We start from the raw sequence: 19,079 nt of genomic DNA, 5'->3' as shown, positions 1-19,079 counted from the left end.
TCCCTTATGATTTATTACCGTTTTGCTTGATTAAGCGCTTTAAGTTTTCGTCAAAGACCTTGGTGGCATCATACCCCATCGAGCGAGCCCGGAAGTTCATGGCCGCGGCTTCGATGATGATGGCCAGGTTACGCCCAGTCTTAACGGGAATGCTGATCTTGGGCACGACCACGTCAAAGAACCGCTGCGTCTCATCGTTGTTGCCCAGGCGATCAAAATGATTGTCGTCCTTCCACAATTCCAGGTGCACGATCAAGTCGATGTCCGTTTCGCTGCGGACAGCACCGGCCCCAAACAGGTTCATGACGTCGATGATTCCGATACCGCGAATCTCCAAGAGGTGACTCAAGATGGCTGGCGCCGCGCCGACCAGGGTTTGTTCGTCTTGTTGATAGACTTCGACCCGGTCATCGGCAATCAGTCGATGACCCCGCTTGACCAGTTCCAGGGCCGTTTCACTCTTGCCGACCCCGGAATCGCCGGTAATCATGACCCCGACCCCGTAGATGTCAACCAAGACACCATGAACGGACTGACGTTCCGCGAGCTTGCCTTCCAAGAAGTTGGTCATGTTACTGAGCACCCGCGAGGTCGTTAGCTTGGTTCCTAAGATGGGGATGCCGGCCTCGTCAGCGGATTGTTTCAATTCTTCTGGCGGATCGAGTTGCGTCGAAATTACAAATGCCGGGGTCTCCGGTTGACACATCTTCCGCATCACGTCGAGTAACTTTTTATGACTCATGCCCTTCGCAAAGGACGTTTCGGTAATTCCCAGCAGTTGAACCCGTTTTGCTGGATAATAGTTAAAATAACCGGTTAATTCCAAACCGGGTCGGGAAATATCACTGGTTGTGATCTGCCGATTCAGATTTTCTTCGCCGGAATACACATCTAAGCGGTTGGCTTTGACGAGCTCGGCCACCGTGACACTTTCTGTCATGGGCGCTCCTCCTTACTGCATAGTAAACTACTCTAATTTTAGCACTTTCCCGCGGGAACTCCCACCAAATTCAACCGGTTTTAGTCCCGGGCAAAGTGGTCGCTAATAATCGCGTTGCACAGCGACATGATAATGGCGATGATCAAGGTCGTGCCAAACGAGCTGAAGGCAAAATTACTGCCGACAAACCACGAGGTCAGCTCCAGCATGATGGCGTTGAGCACCACGCTGAACAACCCCAACGTGAGAATCGTGATTGGCAACGACAACACAAACAAGATGGGCTTGACCACCGCATTTAGCAGTGCCAGCACGAAGCTGGCCAGCAAGGCGATCCAGACGCTGGAGACGTAGAAACTATTTTGAAACCCGCCCGCTAGCGAACTCTGGAAAAAGCCGGCTAACGCCAAAAAGATGAACGCATTGACAAAAATTCTCGGCCAAAACCGCATGTTACTCACCATCCTTGTGGTTTTCATGGACATCTTGTTCGGTGACGTCATGAATCACCTTGCGCTCTGGTTCCTTGGGCGCCGCGGAGCCCCCGCGAAACAGATCGCGAAAGTTCGGCGTGGTCGGCCGTGAATCATCCAGTGGCATGAAGGTCATGACCACCACGTACACCAGTAAGCCCAAGACTCCGTGCGTCGGAATCGCTAACGAAACCAGCACGTAGATCAGCCGTAATAAGTTGGCGTTCCAATTAAAGTATTCAGCAATGCCGCCCAATACCCCACCGACTAAGCGGTTTGTACGGGAACGGACGAAACGTTTTTTCTCTGCCATAGGCGGACAACTCCTTTTTTAAGTTTTTAAGTGCTTCTATCATATCGGAAACCCCGGGGGTAAATCCAGTAATCACCCCGGTTTGAGCGATGAAATCTGGTAAATGGGGATGGGCTAGCGAAACCAGTTGCCTGCGGCTGTCAGGGGTTCCACCTGCTATGGGGGACACCTCCAGCCTGAGAAACGGGCTTCCGGTTCGCTTTGAAGCCTGGCTAAAATCGCCAGTCTCCAAAGTCGCCCCACGCTGTAGGCTGAGACAAAACCTCAGCCAACACCGTCGACACAGCTGGCTCCACCCCTGACCTCCTCCGGCAGGATTGCGTGTACCCACTCGTCAGCAGTGCGGTCATTGCCCATCGCGTCTTGTGGTGGACCACCACAATTACACGGTAGATTGGCATTTCCAAGTAACATGGTTCATACCGGCCGCCTACCGTTACGGGGATAAATACCGCAGCGATTAGCTTATCCCACCACGTCAGGCGGTACTGCACACGTCACATTAGTAGGATGTGCCATCCAATCTTCTCAATGGGCATTATGGTCGTCTCCATTCAATAACTGCGCAACCACCAATCTAGCCACATCTCGGGCGAACGGCAAGGTGGCCAGTCCCTAAAGACACTCGCTAGGGCAAGAATACCCAAAGCGGCCACTGAAAGCAAGTCTTCAGTGGCCGTTCGGGTAAATCTTCAGTTTAGATTAAACTTCAGGTGCAATTTTGCCAGCGCTATTCGCTCGCTTCATCTTGGCTCGCCGTGTTCAACTCAATGATCTGCCCGGACTTCAGGTAGACGACCCATTCACACACGTTAGTCACGTAATCCCCGATGCGACTCAGGTCTTGCGCCACGTTCAGATAGATCGATGCGCCCGTTTCAAAGGCGGGGTCTTCACGCATCTGCGCGTAACTGGCCGCCCTGACCTGGTGATTCAAGCGGTCCAGCTGGCGGTCAACGTCGGCCAATTGACGGGCTTGGTGCTCGTCTTTATTGACGTAAGCGGTCAACACGTCCTTGACCATTTGCGTGGTCATCTGTCCCATTTGATTCATGAGCTGCTCCAGCACGGGAATCTTTTGTTTCGTCCCAAACTTAATCGCGGCGTGCGCGATGTTACGTGCGTGGTCGCCGGCGCGTTCCAATTCGGAAACGGCCTTGAGAATCGTCACGATTTCTCGCAGATCCGTCGTCACGGGCTGGTACAACGCAATCATTTCAAACGTCTTTTTTTCCAGCGCAATTTCGCGCTCGTTGATGTCGTGGTCGTGATCGATCAGGTGTTGAGCAGCAACGGCATCGCGATTGGTAAACGCGTTGACCGCCTGCTCGATGGTCTCACTGACCACCATCCCCATTTCCGTGAAGTCTGCGTCTAAATCCGCAAGCTCATCATCAAATAATCTGCGCATATCCTTCCTCCTTACCCAAAGCGACCGCTAATGTAATCTTCAGTTTGCTTGTTAGCTGGGTTCATAAAAATGTTCTTGGTTTGATCCACCTCGATCAGCTCCCCGTTCATAAAGAACGCGGTCCGGTCCGCAATCCGCGACGCCTGCTGGAGGTTGTGGGTCACAATAATAATCGTATAATCGTGGCGTAAATTCAAGAGGGTTGCTTCAATTTGGCTACTGGAGACGGGATCCAGGGCACTGGTTGGTTCGTCCAACAGAATAATTTCTGGCGAAACGGCCAGGACCCGCGCGATGCAGACCCGTTGCTGTTGCCCCCCGGACAGGGCCAAGGCGCTTTCGTGTAAGTGATCCTTCACTTCGTCCCACACGGCTGCTTGCCGCAAGGATTTCTCCACGACGGCATCCAACTTTTCCTTGTCCTTTTCCCCGGCGATGCGCAGGCCGTAGATTACGTTGTCATAGATGGAAAACGGAAACGGATTCGGTTGTTGAAAGACCATGCCGATTTCCTTACGAATTTGCACGGTATCCGCATTAGGCGCGTACAGGTCATTGCCTTTGAACTTGATGGTCCCGGTGATGGTCACGTTAGGAATCAGGTCGTTCATGCGGTTCAACGTCCGCAAGTAAGTCGACTTCCCACAACCGGATGGGCCAATTAACGCGGTAATGCCTTTTTCATCGAAATTTAAATTGATGCCTTTCAGCGCTTCCTTGTCGCCGTAGTACAAATGCAAGTCCTGCGTCGTCAAAATTTCTTCTTTCATTATTCTTCCTCCTCTTAACCGAAGTTCCCCGAAACATAATCACTGGTCACCTGAACCGACGGATTGGTAAAGATATGGCTCGTGGTGTCGTATTCCAACACCCGCCCCTGATTGAAAAACGCCGTATATTCACTGATCCGTGCGGCCTGTTGCATGTTGTGGGTGACAATGATAATGGTGTAATGCGCCTTGAGTGACAACAACGTGTCTTCCAGTTGGCCCGTCGACACGGGGTCAAGGGCACTGGCCGGCTCGTCTAACAACAAAATGTCGGGCTTGATGGCAATGGCTCTGGCAATGCACAGCCGTTGCGCCTGACCACCAGACAACGCCAGCGCACTCTTGTTCAGGTCGTCTTTGACCTGATCCCAAAGTGCGGCTTGCTTCAACGACGTCTCCACGATTTCATCCAACTGATGTCGGTCCGTCACCCCGCGTAACCGCAGGGCAAAGGCAATGTTATCGTAGATGGATTTGGCAAAGGGATTGGGCCGTTGAAACACCATCCCCACCCGCCGACGCATCTCGTAGACGTCGATATCGGGCTGGTTGATGTCCACGCCACGATACATGATTTTCCCCGTCACCGTGGCGATGCGGTCGTTCATCCGGTTCAGCGAGCGCAAATAGGTCGACTTACCGGACCCGGACGGCCCAATCAGCGCGGTAATCTGGTTACTGGCAAATTGCAGGTCCCCCTCAAACAGGGCTTCCTTCTTACCGTAATACACGTGGAGGCCTTCCGTTGACAAAATCACCGGATGCTCAGGATCGTTTAATTGGATGACGTGCCGTTCCTCTTTGGTGGTGGCATTCATCACATCGTTATTGACAAACATGGGCGAACCTCCTTTACGCCGACGTGAGGCGTTTGTACAAGCGCTTGCCCAAGTAGCGGGCGGCAAAGTTAAACAGCAAGATGGCAATCACTAGCACCGCGGACGACCCGGACGAAATGGCCTTGGCGTCGGGCATGATGCCTTCCGAATTAATCTTCCAAATGTGGACCGCCAATGTTTCGGCCGGTCGCATCGGGTTTAACGGACTGGAAATGTTAAACGGATTCCAATCGGCAAAGTTCAATGCCGGTGCGCTTTGGCCAGCCGTATAGATCAACGCGGCCGCTTCCCCAAAGACCCGTCCGGCACTGAGGATGACCCCGGTCAAGATGCTTGGCACCGCGGCGGGTAAAATCACCCGCGACACGGTCTCCCACCGTGATAACCCGAGGGCCAGGCCCCCTTCACGTTGCACGTCGCTGACGGTTCGCAGCGAATCTTCAATGCTCCGCGTCAACAGGGGTAAGTTGAAGAACGTCAGGGCAAAGGCCCCGGACAGAATCGAGAACCCCAGGTGTAGCTTGACCACGAAGAACAGGAAGCCGAAGAGCCCCACCACCACGGATGGCAGCGAACTCAAGATTTCAATGGCCGTGCGAATCGTGGTCGTCAACCAGTTGTCCTTGGCGTATTCATACAGATAAATCGCGGCACCCAGGGCAATCGGAAACGAGATCAGCATGGCTAAGATCAACAGGTAAAAGGAGTTGAACAGTTGCACGCCGACCCCGCCGCCCTTTAAGAAGGCCTTGCCGGGGGCGGTCAGAAAATGCCAGCTCAATTGCGGCACACCGCTCACTAAAATGAAGCCGAGCAGGGCCAGCAAGATGAGGACCACGAAACCGGCGATTCCGTATAGGCCACCGATGGCCACCTTGTTTTGCGTTTTTGAATTCATTATTGCAAACGCCCCTTTCGACCAATCAAACGGATAATTAAGTTAAAGACTAACGACATCAGTAACAGTACCAGGGCTAAGGACCAAAGCGCATTGTTTTGCAATGACCCCATGACCGTGTTACCGATCCCGGTAGTCAGTACTGACGTCAACGTGGATGACGGTGATACCAGGCTGTTTGGCATCAACGCGGCGTTCCCAATCACCATTTGTACGGCTAAGGCTTCACCGAAGGCTCGGGCCATCCCGAAGACCACCGCCGTCATCAAGCCCGGTGTGGCGGCCCGTAAGACGACCTTGTAAATGGTCTGCCATTGCGTGGCACCCAGGGCTAGTGAGGCCTCGCGGTAGTAGCGCGGAACGGCCCGCAAGGCATCGGCGCTCATGGAAGTCACGGTCGGTAAGATCATGACGAACAGTACGCAGGTCCCGGACAGGATCCCAAACCCACTACCACCAAAGAGCGCCCGCGTAGTTGGGACCACGACGGATAACCCGATGAACCCGTAAACCACGGAGGGAATCCCCACCAGCAGTTCCGTCACCGGCTGTAAGATCTTGGCGCCCTTGTTCGGCGAGATTTCATTCATGAAGACAGCCGTCCCGATGGCAAATGGTGTCGCCACCAGCGCGGATAAAATCGTAATCAGAAAGGACCCGACGATCATCGGCAAAGCGCCGACTTCCGGCTTGCCGTGGGCATCGGTAATGCCCGGATTCCATTTCTTACCGGACAGGAAGTCCCAGAGGTTCACGTGGTTGCTGGTGAAGGTCGCAATCCCCTTAGAGGCCACGAAACCGATGATGCCCACCACGACCGCCACAATCAACAGTAGCGCCGTGAGGCTAACCATGCGGCCCCAGATTTCTAGTTTGGCGGCCTTGGAGCGCCGCTTTAATTGTCGTTCTAATTGTTGGGTACTCTTCATCTTAGGCGCCTCCCGTCTTGGTAATGTGTCCCGCGGCATTGCGTTCAACCAACATTTGATCCGGGGATAAATATCCCAGTTGGCGTACCAATGTCTTTTGAATTGCGGGAGACTGGACGTAGGCGATAAAGGCCTTGGTTAAGCCCGTAGGCTGGCCCTTCGTGTACAGATGCTCGTAAGACCAAATCGGCCACTTGTTCGTGATCACATTGTCTTCCGTGGGCGCCACGTGATTTAAGGAAACATCCTGCACGGTCTTGTCCACGTAAGAAAACGCCACATAGCTGATGGCACCGGGGGTAGTCGCCACGATGGAGCGCACCATCCCAGACGAATCCTGTTCTTGGGCCGTCTTGGAGCGGTGCTTCATTAGGCCAAATTGCTCAAAGGTCGCCCGGGTCCCACTACCTTGCGCCCGGTTGATCAAAACAATCGGTAGGTCAGCGCCACCAATCTGTTTCCAGTTAGTCACCTGACCCGTGAAGACTTGAATCAATTGGTGCGTTGACAAATTCTTGATGCCCACACGCTTATTGATGATGGGCGTAATCCCCACGACGGCCACCCGATGATCGACTAACTCGGCGGCCCGGATGCCCTTTTGTTCGGCGGCGAATAGGTCGGAATCCCCGATCTGCACGGCCCCTTCTTGAATTTGGCTCAACCCAGTACCAGTCCCACCGCCTTGAACGTTGATAAACGTTCCCAGGTGTTCGCTCGTATACTGTTCACCCGCGGCTTCCACCAGGGGTTGTAGCGCCGTTGAACCAACTGCGGTAATGGATTCACCCGCGTGGCTGACTTGCCGTGTCTGGTAAGCAAAGACTCCCAATGCGACCAGTACCACCAAGACTAGGCCCTGCACCCAGCGTTTTTTCGACATACCGTACCCTCCTAAATCGGTTGCGCGTCTCTGGCCCAACCATTTCAAAATTTAGTATACCGAACTAATGTAAATGTCATGTAGACGTATTGTAAAGGTTGTGTAAATATATCCCGTACTGGGTAAATTTTTGTTGAAATCATGCTGGGTGACCATGATTTTTAAGTGAATAGACTTTTACACGGTATTACTGATAGCAACCTTGCCGGAACCCTGGCTAACGTAGGCGCCTGGTTTTGCCAATTTCAGGTGTTAGAACACCGTCATTACGGTAATCAGCGCGTTAATTTCAGGTTCAACCCTCAGCTACCTTACTGGACCCAAAAGGGCGCAACCATCCCCTGGCTGCGTCCTGATGAGTTTTTTAATTTTAGCCGCCGGGCCTAAGCCACCGGAAAAGTCATAGTGACCTGGGTGCCGACGTCGGGCGTGCTTTGCAGGTCGATCTTACCGTTCAACGACTGGACCAGTTCACGCACGATGGCTAGCCCCAGGCCGCTGCCGCTGACCAACTGGTTAGAATGCGACACGTCCGTACGGTAGAAGCGCTCGAACACCCGAAGTTGGTCCTGGGGCGCGATGCCGATTCCCGTATCCGCAATCGTGAGCGACCAGGCTTTAGGCGTCTCCTGGCTGGTCAACGTGACCGTGCCCTGCGGCCGATTGTATTTAATGGCGTTACTCAACACATTTTTCAAGATTTGGTCGAACTTGTGCTGGTCCGTCACGGCCACCAATTCGGCCGGTACCTGATTGATCAGTGTCACGGCATTGACCGCGGCTAATGGCGACAGTAAGGAGACCTGGCTGGCGACCATCTGGCCGACTGGCACCTCAGCCACCTCCACGGCGTTGCCCGACTCAATGTGCGAGATGGTCAACACGTCGTTGATCAGTTCCACCAGGCGCTCACTTTGTTGGTCAATGATCTTCAAGAACTCCACTGATTTCTCCGGGTCATCCTTGGCTCCCGCTAACAACGTCTTGGCAAAGCCAGAAATGGCGGTGACCGGCGTCTTCAGTTCGTGCGATGCATTGGACACGAAGTCCATCTGCATCTGTTCCACGGCGTACACCTCCGTGACGTCGTAGAGCAGGACCAGCACCTGAAAATAGTCCTGCGACGTGGCGGTGTAAATGGCGCGCGCATCGACCGTCCGCTCCTTGTCCACCCCGGGCAACTTCAGCGTCTTGTGCTGCGTCTGGCGATCATTGAGCGCCGCGTTGATCAGACTGGCCAGCTCGAACTGTTGCACGTCTTGGGTGAACGGGTGCCGCCGCGGAGAAATCTGGCGTTGTAAGAACTGCTCCATCGCCGGATTGGCCAGCTCGACTTTGCGGTAGCGGTCGATCACCATCACGCCAATCGGCAGGTAGTCCAGTAACGTCGCGAACTCCTGATTTTGACTGGCCATCTCGCGGCGGGCCTTGCGCTGTTGCGTCTGCAGGTAATTGATCTGCAGGGCCAATTGCTGAAACGGGTCGTGGGGCGACAACAGCACGTGGGCTGGCGTCTCTTCGTGGCGAATGCCTTCCACCTTCTTGGTCAAAATCGTGATTCGCTGTTCTAACCAGCGATATACGTAGCTCAGCACCACCGTTTCCAGCAGGGCCACGGACCACGCGACCAGCGTCGCCAACGCCACGTGAGGCGCCCGCACCAGCCAGACCAGCAGCGTATTCACCATCCCCAGCCCAACAAAGGCCACCAGCAGTTGGCGCATCATGACTGGGCCTCAAAGGTGTAGCCAAAGCCCCGCACCGTCTTCAATAGCACGGGATGCTTGGGGTCCAACTCGATTTTTTCGCGCAAATGCGACACGTGAATGTCGACCATGCGCGTTTGGCCACTGTAGTCAAAGCCCCAGACGCCTTCCAGCAGCTGTTCACGACTCCACACCTTGCCGGGACGTTTGGCAAAAAACAACAGTAATTCAAATTCCTTGGGGGTCAACTCGATGGGCTGGTCACCGCGCTTGACCTGGAATTTGTCCTGGTCAATGGTCAGGTCCCCGACCTTCAAGCGGTGGTCGACCTTCCCCGGGGTCTGTCCTTGTGGTTGATCCTCGTGATAGCGCCGCATGACCGCCTTGATGCGGGCAATCACTTCGCGCGGGCTAAACGGCTTGGTGATGTAATCATCCGCGCCGAGTTCCAGGCCAAAGACCTTGTCGAACTCGCCGGTCTTGGCCGTCACCATGATGATGGGCGTCTGAATCTTTTCTTGGCGAAGGCGTTTGGTGACCTCCACCCCATCCAATTTAGGCAACATTAAATCCAACAAAATAACATCAAACTTTTCGTGTAACGCTAAATTTAACGCCTGCTCACCGTCGATTGCGGTCACCACTTGAAAATCTGCTTGTTCCAAGTTGTACTGCAACAACGTCACAATTGCGGGCTCGTCATCGACGACTAGGACTCGACTCATAGGTTTACCCCTCCTGATCTCTGAATAAAACGATGCCGATTTCGTGCGGTGCCCCAGAATAAATCGCTGTTTCCGTCATCTTTAACTCACCATTCATGTCCTGAACGCGCAAATGACAATACGCCGGATTGGCAAGGAGGGCCTCATAAAAACTCGTTTCACTATTTACGGGACGATGGTTGCATTCCAAAATGATGTCGCCAGCCGCCAAATCCATTTTGACAGCGGGCGTTCGCGGGCGAATCGCTAATACGCGGACACCATCGTCGACCTGAGAATACCAGAATTGTTGCCGTTCGTCATAGCGTTTAGCTCGCCATAGGATAACCGCATAACCAACTAACAGAATGATTAATAGGTAAGGCGCATCGGTCGGGCGAAATGCCGTCCACCCACAAAAGACCGCCGCGACCACGGCTAACCAGACGAACTGCCGGGCTAGCTTGCGATAGACCGCGTGCGGGGCTTGACGAAAGACCGTCAGCCGTAACCCTAGAATCAGCGGGATCACCAAAATGGCAAAGCTCTTGCCTTGAATGTGAAAGACCGGCCAAAAGGCCCACTGACTGGTCAACCAGTCGCCGGGAACCAACGTCACCATGGGCAAGACCAAAAATTCGCGCCACGGGTACCCCGCGATGCGTTTGCCCCGTTGCTTGGCGTAGATCTTTGGGCTGGCAAAGCGGCCACCGTAATGGGCCACCCAATGCCCTAACAAAAGGAAGAAGACCACGGCCAACCACAAATAATTGGCCCCGGAAACCGACGACCAGTTGAGGCCCAACGCTGATAAGTCCGGCTTGGCCGTTATGTAAGTGCCCCCAAAGACGGTCAGCACCGTGGTGACCACAATCAACGTCAGCGGCAAGATCGTCGTGGGCAATAAGACCAACGTCAGGATGGCCAAGCCCTCGTAAATGATGATCCACAACAGCGGCAGGCTAAAGCCCACGGCCAGATTGACCACCGATAACCCCAACCCCAGCAAGACGCCCTGGGTCAACAGATGACGCAACTCGAAGTGATCGCTAAAAACGGCACTTCCAAAATCATGACGCTCGGACTTGATCCGCGCGCGACTGGTCAGCCAAACGCGTAAAATCGCCAGCCAAACCAGCGGCTGCAGCAGGTAAGTGCTACAAGCAATAAATGTCCGCATGAAATCGACACCTTTCCTGAAAAGATAGCTGTCCCCAGTATATCATGAAACAAAAATGGGTAACACGACATTCGCGTTACCCATCTAATCATTATTTTAATCATCAATTGGCGGTAGAAGTTATTTCGACCTGCCTTAATCCGGATTCTTCTGGCTCAACTGCCACTGCAGATAAGCGTCGATGAACGGATCGAGGTCGCCGTCCATCACGGCTTGCCCGTTTCCCGTTTCGTAATTGGTCCGGTGATCCTTGACCATGGTGTACGGATGGAAAACGTAGGAGCGAATCTGCGACCCCCAGCCGATGTCCATCTGGTCGCCTTCAAGTTTGGCCTTTTCGGCGGCTTTCTTTTCTTCCTCGCGCTCGTACAACTTGGCCCGTAACATGCCCAGCGCCGTCTGGCGGTTTTGCAGCTGTGAACGTTGCGCCTGACTCTGCGTCACGATACCCGTGGGCAAGTGGGTGATCCGGACGGCCGATGACGTCTTGTTGACGTGCTGGCCCCCGGCTCCGGAAGCCCGGTAAACGTCGACCTTCAAGTCGGCCGGATTGATCTCCACGTCCACGGAATCGTCCAGCTCAGGCAACACGTCGACCGACGCGAAGGATGTGTGCCGGCGCCCGGCCGAATCAAATGGCGAAATCCGTACCAGCCGGTGAACACCCTTTTCGGAACGCAAATACCCATAGGCGTTGTGCCCGGCAATCAGGAGCGTGGCGCTACTCAACCCAGCCACATCCCCCGCTTGGTAATCCAGCACGGTCACCTTGAACTGATGTTGTTCCGCCCAACGCGTGTACATCCGCATCAGCATTTCGCCCCAGTCCTGGGATTCGGTTCCCCCGGCCCCGGGATGGATTTCCAAAATGGCGTTGTTGCGGTCGTATTTCTGGTTGAGCAACATGTTCAAGCTGTACTGCTGCAGAGCCTTCTTGGCCGCCGCAAAGTCCGTTTCAAACTCGGCTTGCATGTCGGCATCTGGTTCATCCTGCAACAATTCCAAGGCGACTTCCAGGTCGTCCACTTGATCAGACAGCTTCTGGTATTCCTCCACCTTTTTCTTCATGTCATTGGTCTCATCGATCAGTTTCTGGGCGGCTTGCGCGTCGTCCCAAAAGCCAGGTTGGGCCATTTGGCCTTCATTGACACTGATGCTTTCGTTTAAGGCATCAAAGTCAAAGTGACCCCCTAAAGCCGGTGAGTTGTTCTTTCATGGCAGTAATTTCGCGTTTTGCATCGCTTAATTCCATGTTTGTTGGCTCCTTTTTAAGTGATTTGTTTGCTATTGGTTCAATTCAGCCAGCGGTTCTTCTTGACTAGTAACTTGATTCTCGTGGCCAGCCACACCTTATTATCATCACGATGTCGGGTGACTGTCCAGCGAGACGAATCGCAATGGCCACTGTCTAGTCACTCGGGCGACATGGCCAAAACGTGCGACCCAAGGCAGTCGGTTCCGCTTAAAACTGCTAAGCAAATAATCCAAGACCGGGATTATCCGCTTAGCAGCCTTAATGCTCGCCGACTAACCGCCTTGGGTCCCACTCTTTTTACCAAAAACGAGGCGAAAGAATCTCTTTCGCCTCGTCCGTTCCCGTTTATCGGGTAATATTTTGTCGAATTTCAGACTTCATGAACAGGCGCGTGGCGTCGTAGTCGATGTCGGAGATCATTTCACCGAACATCCGGAACCCGTCTTGTTGGTATTCAACCAACGGGTTCAACTGACCATAACCCCGTAACCCGATTGATTGCCGTAATTGGTCCATGGCATCAATGTGGTCGGTCCAATGAGAGTCCACGCAACGCAAGAGGACAACCTTTTCGAATTCAAGCATTTGTGCTGGATCGTAGAGTTGCTTTTGCTTTTCGGCGTAAACGTCTTCGGCTAAGCCCATGAAGAAGGCCTTGATTTCATCTGCGGTCTTGCCCTTCAGGTCATCCAAACTAATCTTGTCTGGGGAAACCATTGCGGAAATCCCGAAGTCCAGTAAGGTATCCAAATCCCAATCGGATTGGTCGCCTTGCGTGTGTAAGTTAACCACGCGGTCGACGGTCCGTTTGATCATTGGCATTAAGACCCACTTCAGTGACTTGTCTTGGTTGATGACTTGGTTCCGTTCGCCATAAATGACGTCCCGTTGTTGCCGCATCACATCATCGTATTGCAAGACGTTCTTCCGGGAATCGTAGTTGTTCCCTTCAACCCGCTTTTGGGCGGATTCCACTTGCTTGGTGATCATACGACTCCGGATAACGGCATCTTCGCCATCCACGTTCATCCGTTCCAAGAAGGCCTTGACCCGGTCGGAACCGAATCGCCGCATCAAATCATCTTCCAGGGACAGGTAGAATTGCGTCATACCAGGGTCCCCTTGACGACCGGAACGGCCACGAAGCTGGTTATCGATCCGCCGTGATTCGTGACGTTCAGTCCCGATAACGGCCAACCCACCAATTTCAACCACGCCAGGTCCTAATTTAATATCAGTCCCCCGCCCGGCCATGTTGGTGGCGATGGTAACGGCACCCTTTTGACCGGCGTTTTGAATGATGTCGGCTTCCTTGGCATGGTTCTTGGCGTTCAAGACCACGTGCGGGATGTTTTCTTGGTCCAACCGTTGTGACAGGTATTCGGACGTTTCCACGGCCACGGTCCCAATCAACATTGGTTGACCTTTAGCGTGCAGCGTCTTGATCTCGTTGACCACGGCGTTGAACTTCGATTCCAAGGTTGGGTACAACAGGTCAGGTTGATCGACCCGCACGACCGGCTTGTTGGTCGGCACGGTGATGACTTCCATGTTGTAGATTTCCCGGAATTCTTCCGCTTCGGTCTTGGCCGTCCCGGTCATCCCGGCGAGCTTCTTGTACATCCGGAACAAGTTTTGGTAGGTAATGTTCGCCATGGTCTTGGTTTCTTCTTGAATCTCGACGCCTTCCTTGGCTTCAATGGCCTGGTGCAGCCCGTCGGAGTATCGACGACCGTCCATGACCCGCCCAGTAAAGGAATCAACGATTAAGACTTCGCCATCTTGGACCACGTAGTCCTTATCACGGAGCATGATAAAGTTGGCCCGCAGCGCTTGGTCCATGTGGTGGGTCAAGGCCGTGTTGTCCGTATCATACAGGTTCTTCAAGTTAAAGTACTTTTCCGCCTTTTCGATCCCGGTGTCGGTCAACGCCACCGTCTTGGATTCCAAGTCGATCTTAAAGTCTTCCTTTTCGTGCAAGGTCTTCGCAAACCGGTCCACCCGTTGATACAAAGCACTCGTCCCTTCGGATTGACCAGAAATGATCAAGGGGGTCCGGGCTTCATCAATTAAGATGGAGTCAACTTCATCGACGATTGCGTAGTTCAATGGCCGTTGCACCATGTCTTCTTTGTACACCACCATGTTATCCCGGAGGTAATCGAACCCGATTTCCCCGTTGGTTGAATAGGTGATGTCGGCATTGTAGGCTTCCCGCTTTTCTTCTGGGGACTTTTCAGCGGAGTTCAAACCAACCGTTAAGCCCATCCAGGTGTACAGTTCACCCATTTCAGTTGCGTCCCGTGCAGACAGGTATTCGTTAACCGTAACCACGTGAACCCCTTTACCCGCTAAGGCATTCAGGTACACGGGCATCGTGGCGGTCAAGGTCTTCCCTTCACCGGTCTTCATTTCGGAAATGTTCCCTTCATGAAGCACAATTCCCCCCATGATCTGCACGTGGAAAGGATAGAGACCGAGGACCCGCTTGGCACCTTCACGGATAGCCGCGAAAGCCTCAGGCAGTAAATCGTCCAACGTTTCGCCGTCTTGATAACGCTTCTTAAATTCAGGCGTTTTCGCTTTCAAATCATCGTCTGAAAGTGCTGCGTACTCGTCAGCGTATGCGCCAACTTGGTCCGCTAATTTACTGAGGCGTCGTAAAGTCCGGCGATCACTTTCGACCCATCGTTTCAAAATATTTGCCATGTGAGAATTCCCTTCAGTACATTTAGTAAGTCTATTTAAAGTTACCCATTTATTTGCAATAAATCAACCTACATTTTACCACTATCCCGGCCAAGATGAAACAAATCTCCACAGCCGCCGCACAGTGAAGCGGTTTCTTTGGCGTTATAGCAACGACAAATGGGGTTAACAAAATTAGTTTAACGTTTAATCCATTTCGGCTTTTCACCCCAAAATCACGTCAAACGCTCCGTTTATCTAGGATACCAAACGCAAATGGCGCCCGGATTGCACCCAGATTAAATCTGAGTGTCACTTACTTGTAGCCTACCACAGGCCACAAAAAAAGCACCGCAGACACGCGGCGCTTCGTCAATTAAACTTACTTAATCTTGATCATCGGCCTCAATCAAGCCGTACCGACCGTCATTGCGACGGTAGACGATGCTGATCCCATTGGTTTCGGCATCTTCATAGATAAAGAAGTCATGGCCTAACATGTCCATTTGGAGAACGGCTTCTTCATTATCCATTGGCTTCAATGAAACGCGCTTGGTGCGGACAACTTCCAAATCGCTACTGTCAGCTGTATTGTCACTGTCAGTATCTGGTGAGAAGTCGAGATTCTTGTATCCCTTCTCCCGTGACTTACGGTTGACCTTGGTCTTGTACTTGCGAATTTGACGTTCCAGCTTGTCCGTAACCAAGTCAACACTTGCATATAAGTCCGGAGAGGTTTCCTCTGCCCGTAATGTCAAGTATGGGAGTGGGATTGTTACTTCAACCTTCGCTGTCTTGTTTTGGTAGACCTTCAGGTTGACATGCGCAATTGCCTCAACATTGTTGTCGAAATATTTCTCCAACTTGCTGATACGCTTTTCAACGTAATCCCGTATTGCGTCAGTAACTTCGATGTTTTCACCACGAATATTAAATGTGAGCATAAAACTTCTCTCCCTTCAGCCAAGAGATTCCTTGGCTTGCTCAGCATTAGAAGGACCACTCTTCTAATATGCTTTGCTTACATTTATTATAATAGAAAGCCCTACCAGAAACAATTAATCTAATTATTTTTTCGGGGCACTTAACGCGCTAACGTCAAGCTGGTAACCGCTTTCGCGCCGCCCAAATAAATTTGCGCAGCGGCATGGCGCAACGTTCGTCCCGTGGTATACACGTCATCTAACAGCAATACCCGCTGGCCCATCAAAACGTCAGCCGCATGCGGCGCTAGGATAAACGGCTGGGCCGTTTGCAATCGCGCCGCACGATCCTTGGCCGACTGCGGCTGGTCCTTGTGGCTGGCACGCACTAGTAAGGCCTGCTGAAAGGGCTGGGTCTGCAGCCACCCGGTGACCTGATTGAAGCCGCGCTGTTGCCAGGTCGCCTGATCCACCGGAATCGGCACCAACACGTCGTAGGTCTCCCGGGCCAACGCCAAGCGCAAGGGTTCCTGCAACACCCGCCGCAGCGCAAAATCGCCCTGGAACTTGTACTGCTGCATATAGGCCTTCATGGCAGCATCGTAGACGTATAACGCGTGATTGACTAGCGGTGGCCCCGTCCAGCGCTGGCAGTCCCGACAAATTGTCTCGTCCGTTTGCTGACGGCCACACTGCGGGCAATGCAGGATAGAAATAGGCGTCAACCGCGTTTGACACGCGGCACAGACGGCCGACTTGATCAGCGGGCCCCACCGCCAAAGCTGGCTGACCGTCACCACGCCACCCAGACGGCGACCGCACCAGACACAGGCGTTCATGGCCGCCCTCCCTGACGCCGCCCCTGCAAGTTCAAGCGGGCAATCATTCCCCGGGCCAACCGCACCCGCCGCGCATAGCTGTGACAGTAACAGGTCACGTCACCCGTGGGAAATTGGGCACTCCGCCCGACCCGGCCAGCAATCTGGACCAACGCCGCCGTGGAAAATACCGGATCATCCCCACCCAAGATGACGACCGCCACGTTGGGAAAGGTCACGCCTCGCTCCAAAATCGTGGTCGTCACCAAGAAGGCCACCTTTTGGTCACGCATCGCCTGAACCTTTTCTTGACGCGCTTCGTCGGCAGCGTGGACCGTCACCCCGCCGGTAATTCCGGCCAGGTGTAGGGCCTGATCGACCACCGTCAGGTCCGCCACGTGGGGCACGAACAGGAGGAATCGTTGGCCAGCCCGTAAATAGCCGCGCAACTGATGAATCAACCGGGCAGGCAATTTGCGACGTCGCAACTGTTCGCGCCACCGCCAGGCAATTTGTAAGTCGATCTGCGGCAGTAAATGACCGTGGTAGCGCAATGGCACGTAGGTCACCGCCAATTCCTTGCGGGCCACGCGGCGTTGCAGGCGCTCTCCGGGAGTCGCCGTCAAGTATAAATGACATCCCGATGGCTTCTGGGCGTGGTCGATGGCCCGTTTGAGCATGGGGCTGGTGGCCAGCGGAAAGGCATCGACCTCGTCGACTACGATCAGATCAAAGGCCGCCTTGAACCGCAACAGTTGGTGGGTCGTGCAGACCGTCAACGGACAGTAGCGATACGGCTGCGGTTGGTCGCCGTACAAAACCGTCTGGGGCACATTTGCAAAGGCTGCCTGCAACCGTGGCGCCAGTTCCAAACACACATCGACGCGGGGCGAGGTCCAAGCGACCCGCCATCCCTGACTTAACGCCCAGGCCAACGCCGGATAGACGATTTCCGTTTTGCCGGCACCCGTGACCGCCCACAACAGGTGATTGGTCTGCGATTGGACGCGGGCCAGTACCGACTGCGCGGCGACCCGTTGCTGGGCACTCAACTCTCCGGTCCAGGTCAGTCCCCCATTGGCCAACTTCGGCAACTGATTTGGTTCGGGAATAGTGTATAATTTATCTTGAGAAGTCAATCGTCCCAACTGTAGACATTGCCGGCAGTACCACGCCTGATTGGCCAACTGGTCGTCCGGCCCTAACCAGTGTCCGCAGCGTTGGCACTGAAGCCGCGACCCCAACGCTTTAAGCGCGGGCGTGCCCGTCAACTCAGGCGTTGGTGCCGTGCGCAAGGGCAACTGTCGACCAAAAAACGCTTCATTATTTGTCATCCAAAGTTCCTCCTCCAAGGGTGTCTATAGATTAACTCCGTAATCGCGGGCCGATATTTTTTTGGAAAGGTGTTTTTAAATGGAAACTGATTACTTAACCATCCGTGCCAGCGGCAATCATGAACTGGAAATTAAAAAATCCCGCTTCATTGGGGACCTCGGCCGCGTGACGTCCGAAGACGAAGCCAAGGCCTTCATCGCTGCCGTCACCGCGCGTGAACCCAAGGCGACCCACCATTGTTGGGCTTACTTGATTGGCGAACACGATGAGATCCAACGCGAAAGCGACAACGGCGAACCGTCCGGAACCGCGGGCGTCCCAATTTTGACGGTGCTTCAGCGCAACCATCTCCACAACGTCATCGCGGTTGTCACCCGGTATTTCGGGGGCGTTAAGCTGGGCGCCGGCGGCTTGATCCGCGCCTACAGCAACAGTACCTCAACGGCCATCGAGGCTGTCGGCGTGGTCAAATTGGTCCGTCAACAAGCCATGACGTTGACCGTGGACTACCCCAACTTTGACCGACTCAACCACTACCTGACGGAAAACAGCGTGGCCATCTTGGACACCAGCTATACCGATCAGGTCGCCGTCACAATTGCCGTTGACCTGGCCGACGTGACCGCCACTCAAACGGCGATTACCAATCTACTCAGCGACCGACTGACCCTCACGCTCGGCGACATCGCCTATAACGAGGTTCCAGTCGAAATCAACGCCAGCAGTCGCTCTGACGACTGAGCTGGTCTGCCCCTAGTCGAAAGTCGAGAGTGGGCCAAAAGGCGATTAGCTGGCGAGCATTAAACCTGATAACCGAATAATCTCGGGCTTGGACTGTTTGGTTATCAGGTTTAAGCGGAACCGGCTGCCTTTTGGCGCACGTTTCAGCTATGTAAAGGTAAAGCGGAAGGAGCCTGGGAAGTTTTTCCCAGGCTCCTTTTTGGGTTTTCTTCTAAACTGAAGGTCGAAAGTCGGAAATCAGCTGGAACTACTGTTATTATGTGCCTCGTGACG

18 protein-coding genes are annotated in these 19,079 nt (G+C 53.7%); 1 reads left to right on the top strand and 17 read right to left on the bottom strand.

Translation table 11 applies throughout. From position 1 onward, the window contains the following. Nucleotides 1–4: 4 nt before the first annotated feature. The 17 genes from hprK to LKH74_RS09330 form a co-directional block, all read right to left on the bottom strand. Complete coding sequence (hprK, locus tag LKH74_RS09410; RefSeq protein ID WP_135367454.1) at nt 5–940, bottom strand: HPr(Ser) kinase/phosphatase; 936 nt, start codon at nt 938–940, stop codon at nt 5–7. 80 nt (nt 941–1,020) lie between these two features. Further along, nucleotides 1,021–1,392: a phage holin family protein gene (locus LKH74_RS09405; RefSeq protein WP_287708366.1), complete on the bottom strand. Its 372-nt coding sequence runs from the start codon at nt 1,390–1,392 to the stop codon at nt 1,021–1,023. A gap of 1 nt (nt 1,393) precedes the next feature. Next, on the bottom strand, nt 1,394–1,726 hold the full coding sequence (locus tag LKH74_RS09400; RefSeq protein ID WP_135367456.1) for a PspC domain-containing protein: 333 nt from the start codon (nt 1,724–1,726) through the stop codon (nt 1,394–1,396). Between the two features lie 730 nt (nt 1,727–2,456). Beyond that, on the bottom strand, nt 2,457–3,137 hold the full coding sequence (gene phoU / locus LKH74_RS09395) for a phosphate signaling complex protein PhoU (protein WP_287708367.1): 681 nt from the start codon (nt 3,135–3,137) through the stop codon (nt 2,457–2,459). Nucleotides 3,138–3,148: 11 nt separating this feature from the next. Then, on the bottom strand, nt 3,149–3,907 hold the full coding sequence (gene pstB / locus LKH74_RS09390; RefSeq protein WP_135367458.1) for a phosphate ABC transporter ATP-binding protein PstB: 759 nt from the start codon (nt 3,905–3,907) through the stop codon (nt 3,149–3,151). Between the two features lie 14 nt (nt 3,908–3,921). Next, nucleotides 3,922–4,725, bottom strand: coding sequence for a phosphate ABC transporter ATP-binding protein PstB (gene pstB, locus LKH74_RS09385; RefSeq protein WP_179951126.1), 804 nt, complete (start codon nt 4,723–4,725; stop codon nt 3,922–3,924). 34 nt (nt 4,726–4,759) lie between these two features. Further along, nucleotides 4,760–5,644, bottom strand: a complete 885-nt coding sequence (gene pstA / locus LKH74_RS09380; RefSeq protein ID WP_287708368.1) for a phosphate ABC transporter permease PstA — start codon at nt 5,642–5,644, stop codon at nt 4,760–4,762. Beyond that, nucleotides 5,644–6,573, bottom strand: a complete 930-nt coding sequence (gene pstC, locus LKH74_RS09375; protein ID WP_287708369.1) for a phosphate ABC transporter permease subunit PstC — start codon at nt 6,571–6,573, stop codon at nt 5,644–5,646. The genes pstA and pstC overlap by 1 nt, the downstream gene beginning before the upstream one ends. Before the next feature lies 1 nt (nt 6,574). Next, nucleotides 6,575–7,456: a phosphate ABC transporter substrate-binding protein gene (locus LKH74_RS09370; RefSeq protein WP_135367462.1), complete on the bottom strand. Its 882-nt coding sequence runs from the start codon at nt 7,454–7,456 to the stop codon at nt 6,575–6,577. 383 nt (nt 7,457–7,839) lie between these two features. Next, the gene (locus LKH74_RS09365) at nt 7,840–9,183 is read right to left on the bottom strand and encodes a sensor histidine kinase (protein ID WP_287708370.1); all 1,344 of its coding nucleotides are present in this window, start codon (nt 9,181–9,183) and stop codon (nt 7,840–7,842) included. Further along, nucleotides 9,180–9,887: a response regulator transcription factor gene (locus LKH74_RS09360; protein WP_287708371.1), complete on the bottom strand. Its 708-nt coding sequence runs from the start codon at nt 9,885–9,887 to the stop codon at nt 9,180–9,182. Before LKH74_RS09360 ends, LKH74_RS09365 begins: the two co-directional genes overlap by 4 nt. Before the next feature lie 4 nt (nt 9,888–9,891). Further along, nucleotides 9,892–11,046, bottom strand: a complete 1,155-nt coding sequence (locus LKH74_RS09355; protein WP_287708372.1) for a PDZ domain-containing protein — start codon at nt 11,044–11,046, stop codon at nt 9,892–9,894. Between the two features lie 135 nt (nt 11,047–11,181). After that, nucleotides 11,182–12,298, bottom strand: a protein-coding gene (gene prfB / locus LKH74_RS09350) for a peptide chain release factor 2 (protein ID WP_135367466.1) whose coding sequence is annotated in 2 segments (ribosomal slippage) — nt 11,182–12,225 and nt 12,227–12,298 — 1,116 coding nt in all. Because the reading frame shifts where the segments join, the coding sequence is not laid out codon by codon here. Nucleotides 12,299–12,646: 348 nt separating this feature from the next. Then, a complete protein-coding gene (gene secA, locus LKH74_RS09345) occupies nt 12,647–15,010 on the bottom strand; it encodes a preprotein translocase subunit SecA (RefSeq protein ID WP_135367467.1) in 2,364 nt (787 codons plus the stop codon). 365 nt (nt 15,011–15,375) lie between these two features. Continuing rightward, entirely contained in the window at nt 15,376–15,933 is a 558-nt protein-coding gene (hpf, locus tag LKH74_RS09340; protein ID WP_135367468.1) for a ribosome hibernation-promoting factor, HPF/YfiA family, read from the bottom strand. A 140-nt stretch (nt 15,934–16,073) separates the two neighbouring features. Beyond that, nucleotides 16,074–16,751 carry a ComF family protein gene (locus tag LKH74_RS09335; RefSeq protein ID WP_287708373.1) on the bottom strand — a complete coding sequence of 226 codons (678 nt, stop codon included), beginning with the start codon at nt 16,749–16,751 and terminating at the stop codon, nt 16,074–16,076. Then, entirely contained in the window at nt 16,748–18,064 is a 1,317-nt protein-coding gene (locus tag LKH74_RS09330; protein ID WP_287708374.1) for a DEAD/DEAH box helicase, read from the bottom strand. Before LKH74_RS09330 ends, LKH74_RS09335 begins: the two co-directional genes overlap by 4 nt. Before the next feature lie 79 nt (nt 18,065–18,143). Between LKH74_RS09330 and LKH74_RS09325 the strand changes: the two genes are divergently transcribed. Then, a complete protein-coding gene (locus LKH74_RS09325) occupies nt 18,144–18,806 on the top strand; it encodes a YigZ family protein (RefSeq protein WP_287708375.1) in 663 nt (220 codons plus the stop codon). Nucleotides 18,807–19,079 lie beyond the last annotated feature (273 nt).

Origin of the sequence: Levilactobacillus sp., from assembly GCF_022646225.1 — a bacterium.
Lineage (GTDB): Bacteria > Bacillota > Bacilli > Lactobacillales > Lactobacillaceae > Levilactobacillus > Levilactobacillus suantsaiihabitans.
Note: the sequence above shows the minus strand (reverse complement) of the source record. Positions and strands in the feature narration are given on the sequence as shown.

Excerpts from the sequence above, each read along its gene's own strand:
- LKH74_RS09330 (WP_287708374.1), bottom strand. The coding sequence starts at position 18,064 with ATGACAAATAATGAAGCGTTTTTTGGTCGACAGTTGCCCTTGCGCACG.
- secA (WP_135367467.1), bottom strand. The coding sequence starts at position 15,010 with ATGGCAAATATTTTGAAACGATGGGTCGAAAGTGATCGCCGGACTTTA.
- LKH74_RS09335 (WP_287708373.1), bottom strand. The coding sequence starts at position 16,751 with ATGAACGCCTGTGTCTGGTGCGGTCGCCGTCTGGGTGGCGTGGTGACG.
- pstC (WP_287708369.1), bottom strand. The coding sequence starts at position 6,573 with ATGAAGAGTACCCAACAATTAGAACGACAATTAAAGCGGCGCTCCAAG.
- LKH74_RS09365 (WP_287708370.1), bottom strand. The coding sequence starts at position 9,183 with ATGATGCGCCAACTGCTGGTGGCCTTTGTTGGGCTGGGGATGGTGAAT.
- LKH74_RS09355 (WP_287708372.1), bottom strand. The coding sequence starts at position 11,046 with ATGCGGACATTTATTGCTTGTAGCACTTACCTGCTGCAGCCGCTGGTT.
- LKH74_RS09405 (WP_287708366.1), bottom strand. The coding sequence starts at position 1,392 with ATGCGGTTTTGGCCGAGAATTTTTGTCAATGCGTTCATCTTTTTGGCG.
- hprK (WP_135367454.1), bottom strand. The coding sequence starts at position 940 with ATGACAGAAAGTGTCACGGTGGCCGAGCTCGTCAAAGCCAACCGCTTA.
- LKH74_RS09370 (WP_135367462.1), bottom strand. The coding sequence starts at position 7,456 with ATGTCGAAAAAACGCTGGGTGCAGGGCCTAGTCTTGGTGGTACTGGTC.
- LKH74_RS09360 (WP_287708371.1), bottom strand. The coding sequence starts at position 9,887 with ATGAGTCGAGTCCTAGTCGTCGATGACGAGCCCGCAATTGTGACGTTG.
- hpf (WP_135367468.1), bottom strand. The coding sequence starts at position 15,933 with ATGCTCACATTTAATATTCGTGGTGAAAACATCGAAGTTACTGACGCA.
- LKH74_RS09400 (WP_135367456.1), bottom strand. The coding sequence starts at position 1,726 with ATGGCAGAGAAAAAACGTTTCGTCCGTTCCCGTACAAACCGCTTAGTC.
- phoU (WP_287708367.1), bottom strand. The coding sequence starts at position 3,137 with ATGCGCAGATTATTTGATGATGAGCTTGCGGATTTAGACGCAGACTTC.
- pstA (WP_287708368.1), bottom strand. The coding sequence starts at position 5,644 with ATGAATTCAAAAACGCAAAACAAGGTGGCCATCGGTGGCCTATACGGA.
- pstB (WP_179951126.1), bottom strand. The coding sequence starts at position 4,725 with ATGAATGCCACCACCAAAGAGGAACGGCACGTCATCCAATTAAACGAT.
- LKH74_RS09325 (WP_287708375.1), top strand. The coding sequence starts at position 18,144 with ATGGAAACTGATTACTTAACCATCCGTGCCAGCGGCAATCATGAACTG.
- pstB (WP_135367458.1), bottom strand. The coding sequence starts at position 3,907 with ATGAAAGAAGAAATTTTGACGACGCAGGACTTGCATTTGTACTACGGC.